We start from the raw sequence: 20,795 nt of genomic DNA, 5'->3' as shown, positions 1-20,795 counted from the left end.
AGCCCGACATTCGCCGGGCCTGTTTTATCAATCATTTTTTTGCTTAAAGCGCTGCGGTTTGGGTTTTCCAATCGCCAAAGGCTTTGTTGGCCATCGCTTTAGCGGTAGACACGTCAATATCGCCGGCAATGGTAATAAAGGTCTGAGCCGGATCGAAGTGGTTGGCATAAAAAGCCTTCACATCTGCCAGGCTAACGTTAGCCAAATCGTCTTTGTCTTTTAACTGGGCTTTAAGGTGTTCGAATGCCTGCTCGCTCAAGGTGGTGTTGGTCATGTGATCCGAAACAAACTGCAAAGCTTGCTGAAAATCGGCCACATTGGTCGTGGTATTGGCTTCGTCAACGCTCAGGCTTACTTTAGGGGCAATGCCGTCGTTGTTGGTGTTGCTTTGAAAAGCATTGGCTCTTTTGTTCAAAAAGCTTTCAAAAACCTGAGCTACGTTTTTTTGTTCGTTGGCGTTTTGGTGTTCGATGGTTAAACGGGAATAAATTTTCCCCATTCCTGCATTTTGAGCCACAATAACAGTGACGCCATTCTTAAGTTTGAATGAAACCGGCGCTTTTGGGCTTTGTGCAAATGCCACATTAAAGGTGAAGAGACTAAGGATGATGAAGGTAATTTTGGTGGTGAATTTCATAATTTTAATTAAATACTTTTACTTGATCAGATTTTAAAAGCGTTTCTTCATTACAAAGGTATAACGACGGGTTAAGTCCCTAAACAGAGAATAGTTAGAAAGGCAGTAAGGTTCGACGAATGGGCTGAATCTGTCTTTTAATTGCGAAAGTTGGTTGTTGCCAATTTGCATGATACGATTTCAAACCACAAAAAAAGGCCTGCAGTTTAGTGCAGGCCTTTTTTTAAAAGCAAATTAGCTTATTGCATTGTTCCAAACATCAATACCAATTTGTTGTTTTGGTAAAGATTTAAGGTTTGGTCTGCCACATCGTAGGTAAAAGCCTGGTTGCCTATAGCAGTTAGAAACTGGTGCTCCAATTTGTTCAGCTCGTCGCTGCAGGCCATCATGGTGCTGCCCATTTGCTTAAAGCTAAGGCTGTTTCCGTTGCGTTCGAAGCCACCAAAAAAGTTGTTGCAGCCCGATTTTCCGGCAATGCGTTTGTTGGCAGAATCAAATGTAAAATAAACCGGCGAGTTTGATTGGGCAACGCCGTTCATTTGGATCAGTTTCCATTTGTGCTTCACTACAAAATCCCAAGGGCTAGTTTGGGTTTGCATTTTTTGTTTTTTCACTACCTTTTTCAAGGTGTAAATGTAGGCTGAAGCATCGGCAGGAACGTTTTTCCTTTTGGTGCGGTTAACCAGCAATACGTAGCGATAGCCCGCTTCGTATTTAAAGCCGTTAATCTGACTATAAAACAGCTCCCAGTTTTTACTGTTTTTGTATTTCACCTGCATACAGGTCATTGGCGCAACGCCAGTGCAGCTGGCCAGGTCTTCCTTAACGGTAAGCCTGATGACATCCGCACGGCTAACCATGGATAGGCCTAAAATCAAGGCGAAGGTTAAAAACAGTTTAGGGGCGATTTTTTTGATTAAGTAATTTTTCATTATGTGTTATTTTTATAAAAGGATGCCCAAACCGCGGGCATTCCATAAGAAATTATCCAAAGCTGTTAACAAGAATCAGGCCATTGCCTGTTTTTGTGATTAAAATAGAGGCTGTAATCAAGATTGAAAACCTCAAAAATCAATGGTTTATTCCAAAAAAAAGTCGGAACAAGTATAAAACTCGCCGCGACTTTTTTAATCGGTATCTGTCCTGAAGTAATTTCTATTTGGCCAGTGTGGCTTCGGTTTTCCAGTTGCCAAATGCCCTGTTGGCAATGGTTTTGGCTGTGGCTACATCAATATCGCCGGCAATGGTAATAAAGGCATCGCTTGCTTTAAAATGGTTGGCATAAAAAGATTTTACCTCGGCTAGGCCAACGTTTTCTAAATCTGCTTTGTTGCCTTTCGGTTGGCTTCTCATTTCATCAAAAGCCTGTTGGCTTAATTCTGGATTTACAAAATTATCGGCCACAAACTGCAAGGCATGCTCGAAATCGGCAATGCTGGTCGAGGTGTTGGCTTCGTCAACCGTTAGGCTTACCTGTGGCGTAACGGCATTGCTTTTGTTTACGTTTTGGTTAAAGGTATTGGCTCTGCCATTGAGGTAGCTTTCAAAGATCTGTGCGGCGTTTCTTTGTGCTTCGGTACCTTTATTTTCGATGGTTAGGCGCGAGTATACTTTGCCCAAACCAACATTTTGCGCTACAATAACGGTAAGGCCGTTTTTGAGCTTGAAACTTACCGGCTCTTTCATGCGCTGTGCTAGGGCTGCATGCGAAGCAAATAAGCTTAGGATGAGGATAGAGATTTTTGTTGTGAATTTCATGATTTATAAATTGTGCTAAGTAATTTTAAATTTTACCGGAACAAAGGTAGCCGATATCCCTATATCTCTGAACAAAAAGTAGTTAAATGGGCAAAAATGTTCGACGAGCAAGGTGGAAATGTCTTTAAACAGCACCCATTCGCAGTTTTTAAAATGAACAGATTGAACAAAATGAAGTGATTAGGCGATGAAACATATTAATTATTTTAGTGTAGGGCTAAAATATAGATAGATGAACTGCTTAATTATAGACGATAACGAAATTGCCCGCCTTACCCTGCGCCAATTAACCATGCTCGACCCTTCGCTCAACGTAGTAGGCGAATGCAGCGATGCGGCCATCGCCTATGCGGCAATTTTGGCCAATCAGATCGACCTTTTGCTGCTCGACATTGAAATGCCCGGCATGAGTGGCATAGACCTGGCCAAGAGTTTTGTGCAGCGGCAGCCCTTGATCATCTTCACCACTTCCAAAAAGGACTATGCCGTAGAAGCCTTCGAACTGAACGTAGTTGATTTCATCACAAAGCCCATCGCGCCAGCAAGATTTTTGCAGGCCATAGAAAAAGCCAAGGAAACGCTAAAAAACAAAAACGGCAAAAGCTTTGAACCGGCTGACGAGTTTATGTTTATCAGGGATTCGAATGTGGTTAGGCGACTAAAAATTAACGATATCCTGTACCTCGAGGCCAAGGGCGATTACGTGAGGATTGCCACCAAAGACAATTTGTATACCATTCACTCTTCGCTAAAGGCCATGCAGGATAAGCTGCCGGCCCATATCTTTTTAAAAGTACACCGGTCTTATATCATCAATGTAGGCAAAATAGATACCCTCGAAGGCGGCACATTGGTCATCGGCCAAAACCTGGTGCCGGTATCCGATGCCTACAAAAACCTGTTGAACAAAAGAATGCAAATTATATAATGGAATTAGAACAACAAACCTATCGGCTGTTAGACCTTAGTTATGTAAGGGAAATCGCAAAAGGCGATGTAGAATACGAACGCAATGTGGCCAGGCTTTTTGTAGACATTATTCCCGAAAACCTGTCCAGCTTGGAACGCGATATGGCCATGGGCAACTATGCCAAGGTTAAAACCACTTTGCACCACATGCAGTCGAGCATATCCATTATGGGTTTTTACCCCAAACTCGAAAAATACATGGAGCCTACGGTATACACCGATTTGCCCATCGCCCTGTTTCGTACCAATGTACACATCATCATTGCCATTTGCCGCGAAGCCCTGGTAGAAGCCCGACACTACCTGCACTCGCTCGATTAAAGTTAATAAATGTTATTTTTCTAGGTGTTGATTGTGCAAACAGCTATTTTTATTGAATGTTAATTGCGATAGAAAACGAGCACATCAAAGCCACGTTTGCAACAAAAGGCGCAGAGCTGCAAAGCGTAAGCGGTGTCCATAGTTCGACAGAATATTTATGGAGTGGCGACCCGAAGTTTTGGGGCAAATTTAGTCCGGTGCTTTTCCCCATTGTAGGTGCGCTCAAAGACAACACTTATTTTTACCAAGGTCAGGCTTATACTTTGCCGAGGCACGGTTTTGCCCGCGATATGGAGTTTGATTATCGGCAGGTAAGCGAGCACGAAATTCTTTTTACGCTGAGGCATAACGAAGAAACGCTCAAAATATATCCTTTCGAGTTTCGGCTAAACCTGCGCTATCGGATTTTTGGCGCCAGCCTTTGTTGCACCTACGAAGTGCACAATCCGGCCACCAAAGAGTTGCTGTTTTCGGTAGGTGCCCATCCGGCTTTTGCCGCGCCTTTAAATCAGCAGGGTTGCTATAGCGATTATTCTCTCCAGTTTAACAAAGACCAGGAGTTGGTGTACCACCATATTGTAGCCAATCTTATTTCAGACCAAACTTCTGTGCTGGCATTGCATGATGGCAAACTTGATTTGAAGCACGAGCTGTTTTATGACGATGCCTTGGTGTTGAAACAGCTCCAGAGCGACGAAATTACCCTCATGAACTCCAAGAACTACAACGGGCTCACCTTTAAGTTCGAAGGCTTTCCCTATTTTGGCATTTGGGCGGCCAAGGATGCCGACTTTGTGTGTTTGGAGCCTTGGTGTGGCATAGCCGATGCCATGGATAGCAACCAGCAGTTGGCCACCAAAGAAGGCATACAGCAATTGGCGCCCCAAGGCAATTGGGAGCGTACCTGGAAAGTTACTTTCTTTTAAAAGACGCTTGTTGTAAAATTAATCTTAATCTTTTCAGATTGAGGTGGGGAGCACGTACATTTGGCTATCTATTCCTAATTTACTTTATCTATCTATGGATTCAAGAAGAGACTTTATCAAAAAGGCAACGTTGTTGTCTGGGGCCTTTGGCCTTGCTAACGTGGTTCCGATGTCTATCCAAAAGGCTATGGCCATTAATGCCGATCCCGGAACTACTTTTTACGATGCCGAACACATTGTTTTTCTGATGCAGGAAAACCGTTCTTTCGACCACATGTTTGGCAAGATGCGCGGCGTTCGCGGATTTAACGATCCACGAGCCAAAACCCTGCCTAACCAAAACAAAGTATGGTTGCAGAATGATGAGAAGGGCAATACCTACGCCCCTTTCCATGTCGACATCAACAAAACCAAAATTACCTGGCAGGGTGGCTTGCCCCACTCGTGGTCAGACCAGGTGGCTGCCCGAAACAAAGGCAAATACGATAAGTGGGTGCCTGTAAAATCGCTCATGGCGCTGGGCTATTACCAAAGGGAAGATATTCCGTTTTACTATGCCATGGCCGATGCCTTTACCGTTTGCGATCATAACTTTTGTTCGTCGCTAACGGGTACTACGCCTAATCGTTTGTTCTTTTGGACGGGTACCATACGTCCAGAGCAAAAGGCCGAAGCCATTCCGGTGGTGAACAACTCGCAGGCCGAATCGCAGAATAATGTGTTTGTAGATTGGGAAACTTTTCCAGAGTTGTTGGAAGAGCATAACGTATCCTGGAAAGTTTACCAAAACGAATTGTGGACGGTGAAATTAGCGGGCGACGATATCGACGATTGGTTGGGCAATTACGGCGATAATCCTTTGGAGTATGTAAAACGCCATCAGGTAAAACTATCGGCTTATTTCCGTAAAAATGGCGACCATACCAGCAAACCGCCGTTGAGCGTTGAGCAGGTGCTTGAGCAGTACAACAAGCTTTCGCCAAAGGAAAAAAACATGATCGATAAGGCTTTTGCCACCAATATTGCCAACCCCGATTACCTCAAGCTTGCGCCGTTGACTTTTACCAACGACCAAGGCCAACAAGAAACCTTAAATGTGCCCAAGGAAGATATTTTTGAGCAGTTTAGAAAAGATGTAGACAATGGCAAGTTGCCAACCGTATCGTGGCTGGTGGCGCCACAGCGTTTTTCTGACCACACCAGTTCGCCTTTGTATGGCGTATGGTATGTTTCGGAGGCCATAGATATCCTGACCAAAAATCCTGAAGTTTGGAAAAAGACCATCTTCATTTTAACCTACGACGAGAATGATGGTTATTTTGATCATTTGGCACCTTTTGTAGCCCCGAAACCAAACGATTCTTCAACGGGCAAGGTAAGCGAAGGAATTGATACCTCGGTTGATTACGAGTTTAAAAAAGACAGCCCGATTGGATTGGGTTACCGTGTACCTATGATTGTAGCTTCGCCGTGGAGCAAGGGTGGCTATGTTAATTCGCAGGTGTTTGACCATACCTCGTCGCTGATGTTTTTGGAGAATTTCCTGGCCCATAAAACCGGAAAGAAAATCAAGAGCAGCACCATCAGTCCGTGGCGCAGGGCCGTTTGTGGAGATCTAAGCTCTGTCTTTAGGCCTTACAACGGAGAAAAACTAAATGTGCCCAACCGCTTGAAAAAGGAAAAGGTAATTGCCGATATCCAAAATGCCCGCTCGAAACCAGCTCAGGTAACGCCTAAAGCACTTTCTAAAACGGAGATAGATCAAATTAACCAGCATTTGCCTTTTGAAAAAGAATCGGCCGAAGCCATGCCTGTACAGGAAAAAGGTACGCGCCTAGCTTGTGCCTTGCCTTACCAACTGTTTGCAGATGGTCAGTTAAATGCCGATAAAAAAGAATTTGTTGTCGATTTTGAAGTGGGCAAAGCGCCAATAGGCAGCCAACTGCAAAACATCGGTGCGCCGTTTAATGTATACGCCAAGAGCACTTATAAAAACGAAGCCGGTAAAACCTGGGCTTATGGTGTAAAAGCCGAAGCCAAATTAAGCGATTCGTGGAAGGTAGAGGGGTTTGAAGGAGGCGTTTATAATTTAGCCCTCAATGGCCCGAATGGATTTTATCGCCAGTTTAAAGGCAATGCGCAAGATCCGGCATTGAGCCTGCAATGTAAGCACGAACAAAGTGGCCTGCTCAACAAAATGACTGGTAATTTGCAGCTTTGGCTAGAAAATAAAGGTACTGAAGCCTTAGAAATCCGCATTGTTGACGATGCCTATAAAGCCAATACCAAAACACTGACCCTTGCCGCCAAGCAAAGCAAGCAGCTGAGTTTGAACCTGCAAAAAAGCAAAGGCTGGTACGATTTTGTGCTATCGGTTAAAGGCTCACCCGCTTTTTTAAGACATTACGCCGGACACGTAGAAACCGGAAAAGAATCAATTAGCGACCCGCTGATGGGTGGCGTACTTTAAAATACTAATTACAAAAGCAAAGGGCTCACGAAAATGTGGGCCCTTTGTGTTTTATTCTTTGTCGCGAAACTGTGCGATTATCCTCCGATTTTGTAGTTTTGGCCATGCAAGCTGTTCTAAGACCCATTCAACCAAGCGACGATGCCCAGTTGGCCAAGCTCATTAAAAGCGTGTTGGCCGAATTTAAAGCCAATAAACCCGGTACCGCTTATTTTGACGAAAGCACCAACCATTTGTCTGTTTTGTTCGAAAATCCAAAGTCGGCTTATTGGGTATGCGAAGCGGAAGGGAAAATCATCGGGGCAGGAGGCATTTACCCTACCGAGGGCTTACCCGAAGGGGTCTGCGAGCTGGTGAAGCTGTATCTTTACCCCGAAGGCAGGGGCAGGGGTTTGGGCAAGCTCTTGATGCAAAAATGTTTTGAGCAGGCCAAGGAGCTGGGTTATCGCCAAATCTACCTCGAAACCATGCCCGAATTAAATCAAGCAGTTAACCTTTACCATGCCTTGGGCTTTAAAACTTTATGTCAAGCCATGGGCAATTCGGGCCATTTTGGCTGCGATATTTGGATGGTGAAAGAGTTGTAGGAAATGCGTTATTTGGATGGCTTCGTCCCTCGCCATGACGATACCAATCTAAAAAACAACTCCTCGTTTAAGCTAAGGAAAACTGAGGTGGCGAAAGGTTGGCCATTGTCAGGCGCAACCATGCACATCATCAGTTAATCCAACAACAAATCGTCTTCTTCGTCGGTTAGGCTCAGCTGGATATTATCGGTGCCCGAAATGCCTTCGATCGAACCGCGGATATGAGCGGCATTGAGCAGCACTTTCTCCAATTGCTTTTCGCGAGCCTTCCATAATTTTTCCATGGCATCGCGTTCGCGCTGTATCGAAAGCTTCATGCTCATAAATCCCTCGCGTATGGCTTTCCATTGTTCAGAAAACTCGTTGCTGGTTAAATAATCGTAGAGCATGTGTATTTTATCGCCTTTGTTTTCCTGCGATTTGGCGGCGCTGAACAGTTTGATGATTCCATCGCGCAAAATATAGGCAACGGCTTTTACCTCATCGAAAGAGCAGATCCACACCCCATCTTTTTCGCCAAAGCAGTCCATGCCTTTCGGATAGGTTTGCGTAACGATAACCGCCACGTCGATGCCCATGCTGCGCATGTCTTTTTTCAGCTTTTCGATCCATTCTATCGAAAAATCCTTGGTGCGTTTGCTCTCGTAAATGATGCGCCCGCAATCTTGGCCAAACTGGTTGCGTACGTTGTGCACGCAATCTGCTCCACGAACGCCTTTGCCCACTTCTTCAATGGTATCGAAAGGAAAGGTGCTGCGCAATAACTCCTCCAAAATCAGCTCCTGTACTTCGCCCTGTAGCTGCATTGAGCCCTGTTCGGCCTTGCGTTTCATCTCTTCCGCCAGTTTTTTCTGGTCGTCGAGCTGTTTTTCGAGTTCCTTTACCCTCAGCTGGTGCTCGGTTTCCTTCAGGCTGTTTTTTTCCAGTTCCTGTTTGCGTACCTGGGCTACCAATTCTTCGCGCTGTTCTTGCAGCTTGCGCTGGATATTCAGTTCTATTTCGGCTTCGCGGGTTTTGATTTCCTGCTCTTTTTTCAGGAATTCTACTTCTTTATGGCGGGCCAGCTTCAGCTTTTCTTCGTTTTCTTTGTTGGTTTCGTCTAACAGTTTGAGTTTGCTTTCGAAATCGGCACTGATAGTTTTGCGCAGGTTTTCGGCTACCGATGCCTGTAGCGCCGCTTTTTCCTGCGCCAGTTTCTGCTCAAAGGCCTGTTCCTGCTGTTTCTTTTGCTGTTCAAAAACTTCGAGCTTTTTTTGGTATTCTTCGTCCTTTTGTTTGGTAAAAGAAATCATCTTCTCTCTCAGATCCTGTTTATATTCTTCGGCCATTACCTCTTCAATAGGAAAAGTATGGTTACAATTCGGACATTTTATTTCTGTTGACATGCTTCGTGTTTTGGACGTACCCGGATTTTGGACGGATTCAAAAATACGGAAATTATACATAGGATTTAACTGGCTATTGTCTAATTTTGGGAACAAGATCCCTCTTTATGTTCCGCCAAATTTTTAATGCCTACAAAACTTCCTTTTCGGGTTTAAGTCGCGAAACCTGGTTGCTGAGCATCGTGATTTTAATCAATCGTTGTGGCTACATGGCTGTTCCGTTTATGGGACTGTACGTTACCCAGTCGCTGCATCGCCCAGGTTCCGATGCAGGTATCATCATCTCTCTTTTTGGGGTGGGTTCTATTTTTGGGGCATCGGCAGGAGGCAAGCTGACCGATGTGTTTGGCTTTAGGCCGGTGCAGATTTTGTCGTCGATTATCGGCGGTTCTTTTTTCCTATTGTTTTCGCAACTCAGGCATTTCGAAACCCTGTGCGTATTGGCTTTTGTCATCAGTTTTTTTTCCGAAGCCTTTCGCCCGGCCAATTTCACGGCCATTGCAGCCTATGCGGCGCCAGGCAAGGAAACCCGTTCGTATTCGCTAAACCGGTTGGCCACCAACATGGGCTGGGCTTTTGGGGTAAGTATGGGCGGCATTATCGCTTCTTTCGATTATCCCTTGCTGTTCATTGTCGATGGGGTGGTAAGCATCCTGGTGGGCATCAGTATTTTGGTTTTTCTGCCGGCGATAAAGGGGTTCAGAAAAGCTGTACAGGAAAAAACGAAGGGCATCGTGGTGCGCAAGCCTTGGCAGGATGTGCTGTTTATCAAGTTTATTTTGCTGACCACCGTTTTCGCCACCTGCTTTTTTCTGATGTTCAGGGTGGTGCCCGTATTTTACAAGGAAGTATGGCATTTGAACGAGGCCCGCATTGGTTTGATTTTGGGCCTCAATGGCGTAATCATTGCTTTGTTCGAAATGGTGATGATCAGTAAAATCGAAAACAAGCGCTCGCCTATTTTTTACATCGTAACCGGCGTGCTGGTGGTGGGCAGTTCGTTTGCGGTGTTGCTACTGCCCAAATTTATGCCGGTAGTGCTGGCCCTGCTCAGTATTGTGTGCTTTACCTTTGGCGAGATGTTTTCTATGCCTTTCATCAATACTTTTGTCATTAAGCGGAGCAACGAATTTAACAGAGGCCTCTATGCGGCCGGATATACCATCAGCTGGTCGGTTGCACAGGTTATAGGGCCTACCAGCGGCTTTTACCTGGCCGAAAAATTTGGCTATAATCCGCTTTGGGTAGGCATTACCATTTTGCTGCTGCTTTGTGCGCTGGGCTATAGCCGATTGAAGATCAAGGCGGTAGAGGCCGACCAGCAGTCGGCTTAAAAAATGTGCCGAAAATCTGCTGACAGGCCCAAACAATCTGCCTGCCGATTTGTTTTTAGCACATGAAGAAACGGATACACATTTTAGAAGATGATAAGGATATAGGTTACATCATCGAATTTTTGCTCAAAGACGAAGGCTACGACCTGCAGCTTTCTTCTACTTTTAAGGAAATGAAGAAAAAACTGAAGGATTCTATTCCCGATCTTTTCATTTTAGATGTGATGCTGCCCGATGGCAATGGCATTGAGATTTGCCACGATTTGAAGAATGATGCCTTTACCAAACATATTCCGGTAATCGTGATGTCGGCCAATGTAAGAAGCAAGCAGATGAGCGAAATGGCTACCCCCGACGATTACATCAGCAAGCCCTTCGATTTAGACGATATCGAAAGCAGGATCAAGCGCTTGATTGCCTAGTTTTCGGTCGGCAGTTTACAGTTGGCAGTTTACGGTTGGCAGTTTTCAATTTCCGAAACAATTTAACAATCCAGCAATAGAACAATCCAACAATAAACCTTAGAAGCTTAAAGACCAAAGATTAAAGTTCAAAGCTTAGATTGATTAGTTTAACAATTGAACAATGGATTCAACAACTTAGCAATCCAACAATTGAACAATGGGCTATTGTCTAACGATGATAGCAATAGAACAATTCAACAATCAAACAATAAAAAACCGAACGAATTCGCCTACGCTACCTCGAGATAATTTGCTATTTTGCATGCCTATTCTTAATTCATGGTAGAAGAAAGCATTTATTACGTGAGCCGGGTATTTGAAAAAGTTCCCTTTCCGGCTACTGGCACCAGAGATACGCAATTTGACGATTGCACTTTCAAAAACTGCGATTTTACCGATACGGATTTTAGAGGCTGCGATTTTAGCCAATGCACTTTCGACGGCTGCAACCTCAGTATGGTCAAATTTGGACATATTGGTTTCGATCAGGTGCGCTTCAGCCATTGCAAAATGGTAGGCGCCGATTTTTCGAATACCAAGGATTTTTTGTTCAGTGCCAATTTCGACAACTGTATTTTGGATTATGCGGCCTTTATGAAAAAGAAGAACCGCAAAAGCCGTTTCGAAAACTGTTCTTTAAAGGGAACCGATTTCTCCGAAAGCGACCTCACTTCGACCAAGTTCCATCATTGCGACTTGAGCGGGGCCGTGTTCATGCACACCGTACTTAACGAAGCCAATTTTGTAACTTCCTATCATTTTACCATCGATCCCGAAAGGAACCAATTGCGCAAGGCCAGGTTTGCCACCGAGGGCTTGGCGGGGCTGTTGGCCAATTACGGCATTATTGTTGAAGAAAGCTGACCAACATCAAATAATAAAACAAGACGTCAAACCGTTTTCCACTTTTAATATAGACTTATATGAATAAAAATTTTTTAAGAAGAGTTCTCTCGCTGTCGTTGGTGGCATCGATTTCTTTCATAGCCAATGCGCAGCAAAAGCCAAATTGGCAAAACCTCGACCTTAAAACCGACAGCGTTTTTGGCATCAGTACCGAAAAAGCCTATAAAGAACTGCTGAAAGGAAAAAAATCAGTTCCGGTTATCGTGGCCGTATTGGATGGAGGCGTTGATTTGAACCACGAAGACCTGAAAAGGGTAATCTGGACCAACAAAAAAGAGATAGCCGGCAATGGTATCGACGATGATAAAAACGGTTATGTAGACGATGTACACGGATGGAATTTCTTGGGTGGACCAAAAGGATCTGTAGAGTTTGAAGTGCTTGAACTGACCCGATTGGTACGTAGGGATGCTGCGCGCTTTGCCAATGTGACTGCTTCTACAGTAGCGCCCAAAGATAAAGATGCCTATGATACTTTTATCAAGAACAGAACCGAACTGGAAAAAGAATTGGGTACTGCAAAAAGTAATTTGGCGGGTATTAGCGGCTTTAAAAATGCTTTGGATGCGGTAGTGAAGAAAATCGGCAAAGAGAACCCTACACTCGACGATTTTAAGAATTTCAAGCCCCAAACACCTTTGGATGGCCGTATCAAGGAAGCCATCCTCGACAATTTGAAAGGCGACGACTTTAAGGATTTTTACGAAAGCCAGATTGCCGAAGGCTACAAATATTATTACAATCAGGTTAACTATAACTATAATTTGGATTACGATCCGAGGTCAATCGTTGGCGATGACCCGAACAACAGCAAGGAACGTTTCTATGGCAACAACGATATCAAGGGGCCTGACGCTTTGCACGGTTCGCACGTATCGGGTATTATTGCAGCCGACCGGACCAACAATATCGGCATTAAAGGCGTGGCCGACAATGTGTTGATCATGGGGGTACGCAATACGCCAAATGGCGACGAGCGCGATAAGGACGTAGCCAATGCCATCCGTTATGCAGCAGATAATGGTGCTAAGGTTATCAACATGAGCTTCGGCAAAGCCTACTCATGGGATAAGGCTGCGGTTGACGAGGCCGTAAAATATGCCGTAAGCAAAGACGTGCTATTGGTACATGCTGCAGGCAACGAAAATCAGGATATCGATGTAGAGAAAAATTTCCCGACCAACAAATATTTAGATGGTGGCGTAGCCAGCTCGTGGATTACTGTTGGTGCTTCGGGTCCATTAGATGGCGACCAACTTAAGGCGCCTTTTTCTAACTATGGCAAAACCAGTGTCGATGTTTTTGCGCCTGGGGTGAGCATTAAGTCTACCGTTCCGGACAACAACCAGTATAAAGAGGAAGACGGAACCAGTATGGCTGCCCCTGTGGTAAGCGGCTTGGCGGCGCTGATCCGTTCTTACTATCCTAAACTAACGGCTGTTCAGGTCAAAGAAATCATCATGAAATCGGTAGTGAAAGTAAACCACAACGTAAGCAACATGAAGGGTGCCGATACGGTGAGCATTCCCTTTGCCGACTTGTGCGTTACGGGAGGTATTGTAAATGCCTACAATGCATTAAAACTGGCTGCTACTTATAAGTAAATAAATCGCTAAAACATTAAAAAGCCCTTCGAGTAAATTGAGGGGCTTTTTTAGTTAAATGCCATCAGTTCACTCATAAGGCCAGAATAATTTAATAAAGCATTATGGAAAAAAGGCCTTAATTCCATCCTTGTCTAAAAATGATGTTAGGAAATGTTAAAACTTTTTGTTCAGATTTTTTATCTGGCTATATTAGTTAAGCACATCACAAACCCAATGAATCTACTATGAAATGCTCAATCCAAAACCGATCGCCGGACAATAGCGCCATTCGCTAGTCAAGTTTAAATCTCCCCCAAATTTTCTACCAAATACATTATCTATGATCAATTGCTACATCATCGGGCAGTTATGCACGAATAAGGTCATCAGGGAATTTGTTGAACATTCCCACCATTTGTTACTCAAGGGGGCTGCAACTGATTTGTCGACTAGTTCGATAACCATTGGGGCAATCAGGCCTGACATTATATTTATAGATGCCACCTTGATTGAAAAAAATAGAGCGGCTCTTGTTTCTATGAGTAGATTTTCGGCGATTATTTTTGTCTCATCAAAGGTAGAAGAAGCCTATGATGCCTTTGAAGCTTTGGCTTTCGATTACCTTTTGCTGCCATTAACGCAAGAAAGATTTGAAAAGAGCATCAATAAATTCGTCAATTTCTCCCAATTCCATAAAAGGGCTGGTGGCATTACCGAATCTTTTTTTATTCGTGCCGATGCCAAGGGGCAAAAAGAGCTTTTGGTAAAATGCAATGAAATATGCTATATCGAAGCCTTTAAAAATTATGTGATTTTGCACATGACTGATGGGCGCGAACTGCCTTGTCATAACACCATGAAGGAAGTAGAAGACAGCCTCTTGTCAAGCCATTTCATTAGGGTGCATAAATCTTTTATGATCAACTACGAAAAAGTAACCGCTATTGAAGGCAATACGGTTTTTCTGAATGGAAACGAAAAGAACAAAATATTGGTAGGCAGCACTTACCGCAAGGCATTCTTTGATTTCAAGAGCCAAAAACTCATCAAAAAACAGAAAAATTATTTTCAATCGCTAGATTATTCTACTTTAGTAAGCCTATTAATATTTTATACCGGATTGCTTAACGGCTTCGATTTCACAGACTTCTGGCCAGTCTTATTTTAAATTTGTAGCTAAATGAAAAAAATGCTTTCGCTTTTGTGTGTAGTCGTACTCTTTGGTACGGCCTGCAAAGAATTTATAGAGCCTTCGCTCAGCAAAAAAAGTATTGCCTTGCTGGCGCCATCAGACCATATCGAAACCACCAGTTATCAGCAAACTTTTTGGTGGCAAACTCATGAGGATGCCTTGCAGTATCGCTTACAGATTGTTTCGCCAAGCTTTGACCACATTGAAAAATTGTTGCTCGATACAGTGGTCAAGACAGATAAGTTTACCCATACCTTAGATCCGGGCGAATATCAATGGCGCGTAAGGGCCGAAAACGGGAGTAGCCAAACCCCCTATGCCACGCAGAGCTTTACCATCTTTCCGGCTTCTTTGAAAGATCAATCGGTGCAACTGGTTGCGCCAGCTAATGCGCTATATGTAGTGAGTGCCGATGTAAAATACGATTGGCTTAAGCTATTTGGTACTACACAATATCGGTTGCAAGTAGACAAAAACAATTTTGCCGACGAAAACAACCTTACCCTTAATGTGCTGACCGAAAACCTAACCTTTACAAGTACTTTGCCGGCAGAGGCTAATTACCAATGGCGTGTGAGGGCAGAAAATGCAACAGAAACCTCTAAGTGGTCGGCCGTAAGAGCCCTAACTTTCGATGCTACGCCACCTGCAAAAGTAGTTTTAACCGCGCCAGCCAATAAGCAATTAGTAAGCAAGCCGGTCAGTTTAGCATGGAATGCCATAGCTGATGCCCAAAAATACGAGTTGATTATTTACAAAAGCGATGGCACGGTATACAATTCTACTTATCCACAAATAGTAAATACCAATGCCCAGACTTTTAATTTGGGCAATACCGGTGAAACGCTTACCTGGAAAGTACGCGCTATAGATAAGGCTGGCAATAAAGGCGACTTTAGCGATACCTTTACTTTTACCCTGCAATAAGCCCATGAAAAGCAAGAAGTTTACTTATGTGCTCATGGCGTGTGTTGCGGCAGTTTGGGGGATTATATTCTACCGCATTTTTGTAGCGGTTTCTGAGGAGGATGCCCCTGTAATGGCTGGCCCAGTAACAAAGACAGCCTATTTTAAAATGGTTAACCATGAAGAAGACCCAGTAAGTCTCAAGTTGGATTATCGCAATCCTTTTTCAGGTTCGACTGCTGGATTCGTGGAAGAAAAAACAGCACCCACTGTGCGGGCAAATGTAGCTGTGCCACAGCCGGCGTTCATGCCTAAGCCTCAAGTAAATTGGAGTGGAGTTTCGTACAGTGGCTACATCAACAACGCATCAACCAAACAAAAGCTGGCTATCTTATCGGTAAACGGTAAAGAAGTGATGCTTGCTGAAGGACAGAGTGCCAACGGAATAAAACTGCTCAAACATACCGGCGATTCGGTAAAGGTACAGTACCAGGGCGAGACAAAATACATTAGAATAAAATAACATGCAACGCTATCTACTCTTATTGCTGTTTTTGGGTTTGGGTACCCAATTAAAAGCGCAACGCTATAAAGATTTATATGACCCGTCGGCTTATCGGCATACCATTAACTACGACGACCATAAAGTAGTTTTTCAGGCACAACCTGACAATAAAGAACTTAGTTTTACTGAAACAGACAAGAAATATTACTGGTTTAGCCATAACCAGATCAAGGCTACCCAAGGTGGTTTTAGTGGCAAACTTTTACATGGGTTGTACAGCGATTTCTACCTGAACAGCAACTTGAAAGAGCAAGGCTATTTTCGGTTAGGCCTAAAAATAGGCGAATGGAAAAGCTGGACTGAAGAAGGCGTGCTGGTAGAGCGAACCAACTACAGCAACGGAGAGCTCAACGGCCGTTTCTATAAATACGATAAACAGGGCAGACTATCAGAAGAGGGAACCTACAAACGAGGTAAGATCAACGGCCGATTTAGGCGATATGTAAGTGCAGATAGCGTAAACATAGCCCATTATAAAAATGGAGTGCTACAGCCCACAACACCAAAATCTGGCTGGTTCAGTAGACTTTTCAAAAAGAAAGAAAATACTCAAAAGAAAGCGGTTGCACCAGTAATGAAGAAGTAAAAAGTCATTAATAGTAAGCTGAAAACAAAAAATCTAAATATGAAAAAAATCAAGCTCTTATTGCCTCTAATGGCAATTTCACTGGGTGGATTTGCCCAAGTTAATGATTATCCAAGTACTGGAAACCCAACAATTTATGGCTATTCCCCTATCATTAACCTCAAAAGAAATACCAATGAAGGTGGTTATTTGCAAGGGATTCAGACACTATTGCAAAATGGTACGCCAAATTGGTTTTTTGGTAACCAACACGATGATGGCCCATGGATAGTTAGCCGAGGTGAGTATACCAATGCCAGATTTGCCATATTACCAAATGGGAATGTAGGTATTGGAACGATTAGCCCAGATAATCTCTTAACACTCAGGGGAAACAATGCAACTATTGATTTGCAATCAGCAACAGATAGTCAAAAACCAGGGCTGTTGATGCGTTATCAAAATAGTGCCTCAGCGGCTACAACATTTTATTATAACACAGCGGATGCGATAACTTATTTCGACAACCTATATCCAAATACCATAAATAGCCCTTATGGAAGCTTTAATTTTAGAAGCAGAGACACGCAAGGAGCACTTGCCAGCAGGCTGTATGTAAATGGCTCAAATGGCAATGTAGGTATTGGAACTACCAGCCCAATGGCAGCGTTGCATGTTCAGGCAGACGCCAACACCTCTGGCGCTCCGGCTAATGCGCAGCTTTTTATTGGCGGCGCAACAAATCCCGCAATGAGGCTTTCATTGGCCTACAATACTTCTTCTAATTACGGAGAAATTCAAGCTCAAGCGTATGCTAATGCTTATGTTCCAATTGCTTTAAATCCAAATGGAGGCAATGTATTAATTGGCAAGGCAGCACAAACCAATACCACCTATAAACTCGATATCAACGGCAAGGCCCGCGCCAACGAAATCGTGGTCAACACCACCGGAGCCGATTTTGTATTCGAAACCAATTACAAATTGCGCCCATTGGCTGAAGTCGAATCGTTTGTGAAGCAAAACAAGCACCTGCCCGAAATCCCGACGGCCAAAACTATGCAGGAACAAGGCGTAGGCGTTAGCGAACTGCAGACCAAATTGTTGCAGAAGGTTGAAGAATTGACTTTATACCTGATTGAAAAAGAGAAGGAATTACAGAACGCTAACAAAAGACTTCAAAATCTTGAGACTAAGCAAAAAGAAATGGAAGCCTTATTGAAAAAGCTAACTGAAAAGAAATAAAACTTAATATGAAAAACAAGATTTTACTCTGCATATTCCTGTTAATAGGGACAAGGGTTATGGCGCAAACTTATACTGTTGACGCAAATTCACCGGGCGTGTCTCTCGCTCCTTACGATGCTTTTAGCTTTGCAAATAAAACAGTGGCTCACTACGGATTGGGGTGGTATAACGAAACCAGTACAACGCTATATGGTTATCTTTCCGGCTACTATGGATTGAGGTTTTTTACTGCTGGTCAGCCTCGCTTTACTGTTGATATTGGTGGCAATGTGGGTATTGGCACAACTAACCCAATGGCAAGGTTGCATGTTCAGGCAGACGCCAATACCTCTGGCGCTCCGTCTAATGCTCAGCTTTTTATTGGCGGAGCAACAAATCCCGCAATGCGGCTTTCATTGGCCTACAATACTTCTTCTAATTACGGAGAAATTCAAGCTCAAGCGTATGCTAATGCTTATGTTCCAATTGCTTTAAATCCAAATGGAGGCAATGTATTAATTGGCAAGGCAGCACAAACCAATACCACCTATAAACTCGATATCAACGGCAAGGCCCGCGCCAACGAAATCGTGGTCAACACCACGGGAGCCGATTTTGTATTCGAAAACAATTACAAATTGCGCCCATTGGCTGAAGTCGAATCGTTTGTGAAGCAAAACAAGCACCTGCCCGAAATCCCGACGGCCAAAACTATGCAGGAACAAGGCGTAGGCGTTAGCGAACTGCAGACCAAATTGTTGCAAAAGGTAGAAGAACTAACTTTGTATATCATCCAGCAACAGAAAGAGATTGACGAGCTGAAGAAGAAGATAAATAAGTAGGCAGTTTACAGCTGTCAGTTTAGCAATACAGCAATTAAACAATCGCGTAACATATTTTTCTGAGATAGGCGATACCAATGAACCGATGACAAGTGAACCCATGAACCAATAAATGCTCAAAGCCGGTGCCCTATATTTTGCTATTGTGATTGCATTTTTTATTGCGATTGTATCGGCTTCGCTCATAATGTTGGCGGCACACTACCGCAACAGTTATCTAAAGGAAATCCGCTATACTCGTTTACTTAATAATTTAAATTCAGGTGTTGAATATGCGCTGGCCAACAAAGATGCCGCGGAAGGTAAGCAAACCCTCGATCTTTTTGGAGATGAATTGGATAGCTTGGAGTTGGATAGAAAAAATTGGGGTATTTTCGATTTGGCCATCTTGAAAAGCTTTGTTAAGCAAGATACCCTGAAGCGTGCATTTTTAATCGGAAATCTTACCGATTCTACAGCCTTATATTTAAGCGATGAAGACCGGCCCCTGTCTATCAGTGGCCATACAAGGATTACCGGCAATGTAGAGCTGCCTAAATCGGGAATCCGCCAATCGTATGCTGAGGGCAAACCCTACGATGGAGGCAAAGAGCTCATTTTTGCTGGCAAAATCGGCAATAGTACGCGTACGTTAAAGGCTTTAAATGAAAAGCTCCTTGAACGGCTGAAACAAGTATTAGCTAATCAGGATCGAAAGTTACCCTTGTTGCAACAAAATGAGCTCAAGGTTTCTTTTTTGGATTCTACCCGAAAATTCCAATTGCCACAAATCGCCAATTTGGCTGATGTTAAACTGGAAGGGAATATTATATTGGTTTCCGATTCGCTGGTTACCATTTCGGCAACGGCGCAATTAAATGGTATTCAGGTTTATGCGCCATTAATTAAAGTGGAAGAGGGCTTTAAGGGAAACTGTCAGCTTTTTGCTATCGATTCGATCTTGGTAGCCAACAACGTAGAATTTAAATATCCATCGGTACTTGGTGTAATGCGTACCAAAAAATCGGTGGTGCAGCCTCAGATTGTGCTGGGCGATCATGTTAATTTTGACGGCATCATTTTTAGTCATGAAAAAGAACGGACCGCCTTGCAAACCCTCATTGGATTGGGCAAAGACACCCGCGTACAGGGAGAAATTTACAGTACAGGTTTGTTGCGGGTGGAAAAGGGGAGCAAGGTAAATGGCAAAGTATCCTGTAATAGGTTTTTAATGAAAACGCCGCTTACCTTGTATGAGAATTTCCTGATTGATGTTGCGTTTAACAGAAAAGCGAGAAGCCGTTACTACTTGAGTGCTAAGTTGTTTAACGCGCAACAACCAAACCAGATTTTAAAATGGCTAAACTGATCAATAAAAAGCTGGAGGCCTCTACGCTTATTGAGGTGCTGATTGCCATGGTCATCATTATGGTGGTTTTTGCCATTGCCATGCAGGTTTTTGGTAATGTGTTGCGTACCGGAGTTTCCTACAAAAAACTGCAGGCGCAAAACCAGATGCAATTGCTTAGTGAGCAGGTCAAGAAAAATGGCTATGTAGAAGAAGCGGAAGTGAAAATAGACAGCATAAGCTATCAGCTAAGTATTGCCCCTGCTGAGGTTGCGGGGATTGCCAAGTTAGAAATCAAGGCAAGTCTAAACGGAGCCAATTTAGGCAACATCAAATGTTTATTTAAGGAGCAGGTCAAACATGAAGATTAAAGCCTACACCCTGCTCGAAGTAACTATAGCCATGTTGCTGTCGGCCATTTGCATCACCATCTGCTATTCGGCCTATAGTATTATTGCGAAATATTATGCCGGCTTTCAGCAGAAAAACCAAACGGCAGATGTGGTGCTTACATTGAAGCATGTTTTAGAAAGAGATTTTCTAAAAAGCAATATTGTACTCAAAAACGAAGAAGGAGTGGAGCTGCAACAAGATAGTTCAAAAATCTATTATATCTTTAGCCCTGATGCTGTGCTCAGAAAATTGGACGAACTGCATACCGATACCTTTAAGTTAAAACCAAGCGAAGTAGGGTTCTTTTTTGAAGGCCGGGAAGTTTTAGAACCAGACACTATCGACGAGTTGCGGTTCAAAATGAATTTAGACCAACGCATTCAAGTGCCCATTCAATTAAATAAAACCTACAGCGCCCAAAATCTTTTTAATTAG

Annotated in this window: 22 protein-coding genes; 18 read left to right on the top strand and 4 right to left on the bottom strand. The window is 43.5% G+C overall.

What is annotated here, in order from left to right:
- Positions 1 to 43 precede the first annotated feature (43 nt).
- From VRU48_RS12475 to VRU48_RS12465, 3 genes are all read right to left on the bottom strand, one after another.
- Positions 44 to 637, bottom strand: coding sequence for an insulinase family protein (locus VRU48_RS12475; protein ID WP_330108246.1), 594 nt, complete (start codon positions 635 to 637; stop codon positions 44 to 46).
- 239 nt (positions 638 to 876) lie between these two features.
- Entirely contained in the window at positions 877 to 1,569 is a 693-nt protein-coding gene (locus VRU48_RS12470) for a DUF4377 domain-containing protein (protein WP_330108245.1), read from the bottom strand.
- Positions 1,570 to 1,792: 223 nt separating this feature from the next.
- Positions 1,793 to 2,395, bottom strand: a complete 603-nt coding sequence (locus tag VRU48_RS12465; RefSeq protein WP_330108244.1) for an insulinase family protein — start codon at positions 2,393 to 2,395, stop codon at positions 1,793 to 1,795.
- A 232-nt stretch (positions 2,396 to 2,627) separates the two neighbouring features.
- Between VRU48_RS12465 and VRU48_RS12460 the strand changes: the two genes are divergently transcribed.
- The 5 genes from VRU48_RS12460 to VRU48_RS12440 all read left to right on the top strand — a co-directional run bounded on the left by VRU48_RS12460 (position 2,628) and on the right by VRU48_RS12440 (position 7,668).
- Positions 2,628 to 3,323, top strand: a complete 696-nt coding sequence (locus tag VRU48_RS12460; protein WP_330108243.1) for a LytR/AlgR family response regulator transcription factor — start codon at positions 2,628 to 2,630, stop codon at positions 3,321 to 3,323.
- On the top strand, positions 3,323 to 3,685 hold the full coding sequence (locus tag VRU48_RS12455; RefSeq protein ID WP_330108242.1) for a hypothetical protein: 363 nt from the start codon (positions 3,323 to 3,325) through the stop codon (positions 3,683 to 3,685). Before VRU48_RS12460 ends, VRU48_RS12455 begins: the two co-directional genes overlap by 1 nt.
- Before the next feature lie 56 nt (positions 3,686 to 3,741).
- Positions 3,742 to 4,611 (top strand): aldose 1-epimerase family protein, encoded by an 870-nt coding sequence (locus VRU48_RS12450; RefSeq protein WP_330108241.1) that lies wholly within the window; start codon positions 3,742 to 3,744, stop codon positions 4,609 to 4,611.
- A 94-nt stretch (positions 4,612 to 4,705) separates the two neighbouring features.
- A complete protein-coding gene (locus tag VRU48_RS12445) occupies positions 4,706 to 7,081 on the top strand; it encodes a phosphocholine-specific phospholipase C (RefSeq protein WP_330108240.1) in 2,376 nt (791 codons plus the stop codon).
- A 104-nt stretch (positions 7,082 to 7,185) separates the two neighbouring features.
- Positions 7,186 to 7,668 (top strand): GNAT family N-acetyltransferase, encoded by a 483-nt coding sequence (locus VRU48_RS12440; protein WP_330108239.1) that lies wholly within the window; start codon positions 7,186 to 7,188, stop codon positions 7,666 to 7,668.
- A gap of 134 nt (positions 7,669 to 7,802) precedes the next feature.
- On the opposite strand, the gene VRU48_RS12435 is transcribed toward VRU48_RS12440, so the two are convergent.
- Positions 7,803 to 9,053, bottom strand: coding sequence for a DUF2130 domain-containing protein (locus VRU48_RS12435; RefSeq protein WP_330108238.1), 1,251 nt, complete (start codon positions 9,051 to 9,053; stop codon positions 7,803 to 7,805).
- 107 nt (positions 9,054 to 9,160) lie between these two features.
- On the opposite strand from VRU48_RS12435, the gene VRU48_RS12430 reads away from it, so the two are divergent.
- The 13 genes from VRU48_RS12430 (at position 9,161) to VRU48_RS12370 (ending at position 20,795) form a co-directional block, all read left to right on the top strand.
- On the top strand, positions 9,161 to 10,387 hold the full coding sequence (locus tag VRU48_RS12430; RefSeq protein WP_330108237.1) for an MFS transporter: 1,227 nt from the start codon (positions 9,161 to 9,163) through the stop codon (positions 10,385 to 10,387).
- Positions 10,388 to 10,449: 62 nt separating this feature from the next.
- Positions 10,450 to 10,809 carry a response regulator transcription factor gene (locus VRU48_RS12425; RefSeq protein WP_199140371.1) on the top strand — a complete coding sequence of 120 codons (360 nt, stop codon included), beginning with the start codon at positions 10,450 to 10,452 and terminating at the stop codon, positions 10,807 to 10,809.
- A 321-nt stretch (positions 10,810 to 11,130) separates the two neighbouring features.
- Entirely contained in the window at positions 11,131 to 11,715 is a 585-nt protein-coding gene (locus VRU48_RS12420; protein WP_330108236.1) for a pentapeptide repeat-containing protein, read from the top strand.
- Positions 11,716 to 11,774: 59 nt separating this feature from the next.
- Positions 11,775 to 13,361: a S8 family peptidase gene (locus VRU48_RS12415; RefSeq protein ID WP_330108235.1), complete on the top strand. Its 1,587-nt coding sequence runs from the start codon at positions 11,775 to 11,777 to the stop codon at positions 13,359 to 13,361.
- 520 nt (positions 13,362 to 13,881) lie between these two features.
- Positions 13,882 to 14,511 carry a LytR/AlgR family response regulator transcription factor gene (locus VRU48_RS12410; protein WP_330108234.1) on the top strand — a complete coding sequence of 210 codons (630 nt, stop codon included), beginning with the start codon at positions 13,882 to 13,884 and terminating at the stop codon, positions 14,509 to 14,511.
- Between the two features lie 12 nt (positions 14,512 to 14,523).
- Positions 14,524 to 15,462 carry a hypothetical protein gene (locus VRU48_RS12405; protein WP_330108233.1) on the top strand — a complete coding sequence of 313 codons (939 nt, stop codon included), beginning with the start codon at positions 14,524 to 14,526 and terminating at the stop codon, positions 15,460 to 15,462.
- A gap of 4 nt (positions 15,463 to 15,466) precedes the next feature.
- Positions 15,467 to 15,964, top strand: a complete 498-nt coding sequence (locus tag VRU48_RS12400; protein WP_330108232.1) for a hypothetical protein — start codon at positions 15,467 to 15,469, stop codon at positions 15,962 to 15,964.
- A gap of 1 nt (position 15,965) precedes the next feature.
- On the top strand, positions 15,966 to 16,592 hold the full coding sequence (locus VRU48_RS12395; RefSeq protein ID WP_330108231.1) for a toxin-antitoxin system YwqK family antitoxin: 627 nt from the start codon (positions 15,966 to 15,968) through the stop codon (positions 16,590 to 16,592).
- Between the two features lie 39 nt (positions 16,593 to 16,631).
- On the top strand, positions 16,632 to 17,816 hold the full coding sequence (locus VRU48_RS12390) for a hypothetical protein (protein ID WP_330108230.1): 1,185 nt from the start codon (positions 16,632 to 16,634) through the stop codon (positions 17,814 to 17,816).
- 8 nt (positions 17,817 to 17,824) lie between these two features.
- Entirely contained in the window at positions 17,825 to 18,640 is an 816-nt protein-coding gene (locus VRU48_RS12385) for a hypothetical protein (RefSeq protein WP_330108229.1), read from the top strand.
- A 112-nt stretch (positions 18,641 to 18,752) separates the two neighbouring features.
- Complete coding sequence (locus VRU48_RS12380; protein ID WP_330108228.1) at positions 18,753 to 19,988, top strand: polymer-forming cytoskeletal protein; 1,236 nt, start codon at positions 18,753 to 18,755, stop codon at positions 19,986 to 19,988.
- A complete protein-coding gene (locus VRU48_RS12375; protein WP_330108227.1) occupies positions 19,976 to 20,338 on the top strand; it encodes a PulJ/GspJ family protein in 363 nt (120 codons plus the stop codon). The genes VRU48_RS12380 and VRU48_RS12375 overlap by 13 nt, the downstream gene beginning before the upstream one ends.
- Positions 20,328 to 20,795 (top strand): PulJ/GspJ family protein, encoded by a 468-nt coding sequence (locus VRU48_RS12370; RefSeq protein WP_330108226.1) that lies wholly within the window; start codon positions 20,328 to 20,330, stop codon positions 20,793 to 20,795. Before VRU48_RS12375 ends, VRU48_RS12370 begins: the two co-directional genes overlap by 11 nt.

Origin of the sequence: Pedobacter albus (assembly GCF_036324255.1) — a bacterium.
Classification (GTDB): Bacteria; Bacteroidota; Bacteroidia; order Sphingobacteriales; family Sphingobacteriaceae; genus Pedobacter; species Pedobacter albus.
Note: the sequence above shows the minus strand (reverse complement) of the source record. Positions and strands in the feature narration are given on the sequence as shown.

Excerpts from the sequence above, each read along its gene's own strand:
- VRU48_RS12395 (WP_330108231.1), top strand. The coding sequence starts at position 15,966 with ATGCAACGCTATCTACTCTTATTGCTGTTTTTGGGTTTGGGTACCCAA.
- VRU48_RS12435 (WP_330108238.1), bottom strand. The coding sequence starts at position 9,053 with ATGTCAACAGAAATAAAATGTCCGAATTGTAACCATACTTTTCCTATT.
- VRU48_RS12415 (WP_330108235.1), top strand. The coding sequence starts at position 11,775 with ATGAATAAAAATTTTTTAAGAAGAGTTCTCTCGCTGTCGTTGGTGGCA.
- VRU48_RS12410 (WP_330108234.1), top strand. The coding sequence starts at position 13,882 with ATGAGTAGATTTTCGGCGATTATTTTTGTCTCATCAAAGGTAGAAGAA.
- VRU48_RS12425 (WP_199140371.1), top strand. The coding sequence starts at position 10,450 with ATGAAGAAACGGATACACATTTTAGAAGATGATAAGGATATAGGTTAC.
- VRU48_RS12440 (WP_330108239.1), top strand. The coding sequence starts at position 7,186 with ATGCAAGCTGTTCTAAGACCCATTCAACCAAGCGACGATGCCCAGTTG.
- VRU48_RS12465 (WP_330108244.1), bottom strand. The coding sequence starts at position 2,395 with ATGAAATTCACAACAAAAATCTCTATCCTCATCCTAAGCTTATTTGCT.
- VRU48_RS12475 (WP_330108246.1), bottom strand. The coding sequence starts at position 637 with ATGAAATTCACCACCAAAATTACCTTCATCATCCTTAGTCTCTTCACC.
- VRU48_RS12450 (WP_330108241.1), top strand. The coding sequence starts at position 3,742 with ATGTTAATTGCGATAGAAAACGAGCACATCAAAGCCACGTTTGCAACA.
- VRU48_RS12430 (WP_330108237.1), top strand. The coding sequence starts at position 9,161 with ATGTTCCGCCAAATTTTTAATGCCTACAAAACTTCCTTTTCGGGTTTA.
- VRU48_RS12460 (WP_330108243.1), top strand. The coding sequence starts at position 2,628 with ATGAACTGCTTAATTATAGACGATAACGAAATTGCCCGCCTTACCCTG.
- VRU48_RS12445 (WP_330108240.1), top strand. The coding sequence starts at position 4,706 with ATGGATTCAAGAAGAGACTTTATCAAAAAGGCAACGTTGTTGTCTGGG.
- VRU48_RS12405 (WP_330108233.1), top strand. The coding sequence starts at position 14,524 with ATGAAAAAAATGCTTTCGCTTTTGTGTGTAGTCGTACTCTTTGGTACG.
- VRU48_RS12380 (WP_330108228.1), top strand. The coding sequence starts at position 18,753 with ATGCTCAAAGCCGGTGCCCTATATTTTGCTATTGTGATTGCATTTTTT.
- VRU48_RS12470 (WP_330108245.1), bottom strand. The coding sequence starts at position 1,569 with ATGAAAAATTACTTAATCAAAAAAATCGCCCCTAAACTGTTTTTAACC.
- VRU48_RS12400 (WP_330108232.1), top strand. The coding sequence starts at position 15,467 with ATGAAAAGCAAGAAGTTTACTTATGTGCTCATGGCGTGTGTTGCGGCA.
- VRU48_RS12385 (WP_330108229.1), top strand. The coding sequence starts at position 17,825 with ATGAAAAACAAGATTTTACTCTGCATATTCCTGTTAATAGGGACAAGG.
- VRU48_RS12390 (WP_330108230.1), top strand. The coding sequence starts at position 16,632 with ATGAAAAAAATCAAGCTCTTATTGCCTCTAATGGCAATTTCACTGGGT.
- VRU48_RS12420 (WP_330108236.1), top strand. The coding sequence starts at position 11,131 with ATGGTAGAAGAAAGCATTTATTACGTGAGCCGGGTATTTGAAAAAGTT.
- VRU48_RS12370 (WP_330108226.1), top strand. The coding sequence starts at position 20,328 with ATGAAGATTAAAGCCTACACCCTGCTCGAAGTAACTATAGCCATGTTG.
- VRU48_RS12375 (WP_330108227.1), top strand. The coding sequence starts at position 19,976 with ATGGCTAAACTGATCAATAAAAAGCTGGAGGCCTCTACGCTTATTGAG.
- VRU48_RS12455 (WP_330108242.1), top strand. The coding sequence starts at position 3,323 with ATGGAATTAGAACAACAAACCTATCGGCTGTTAGACCTTAGTTATGTA.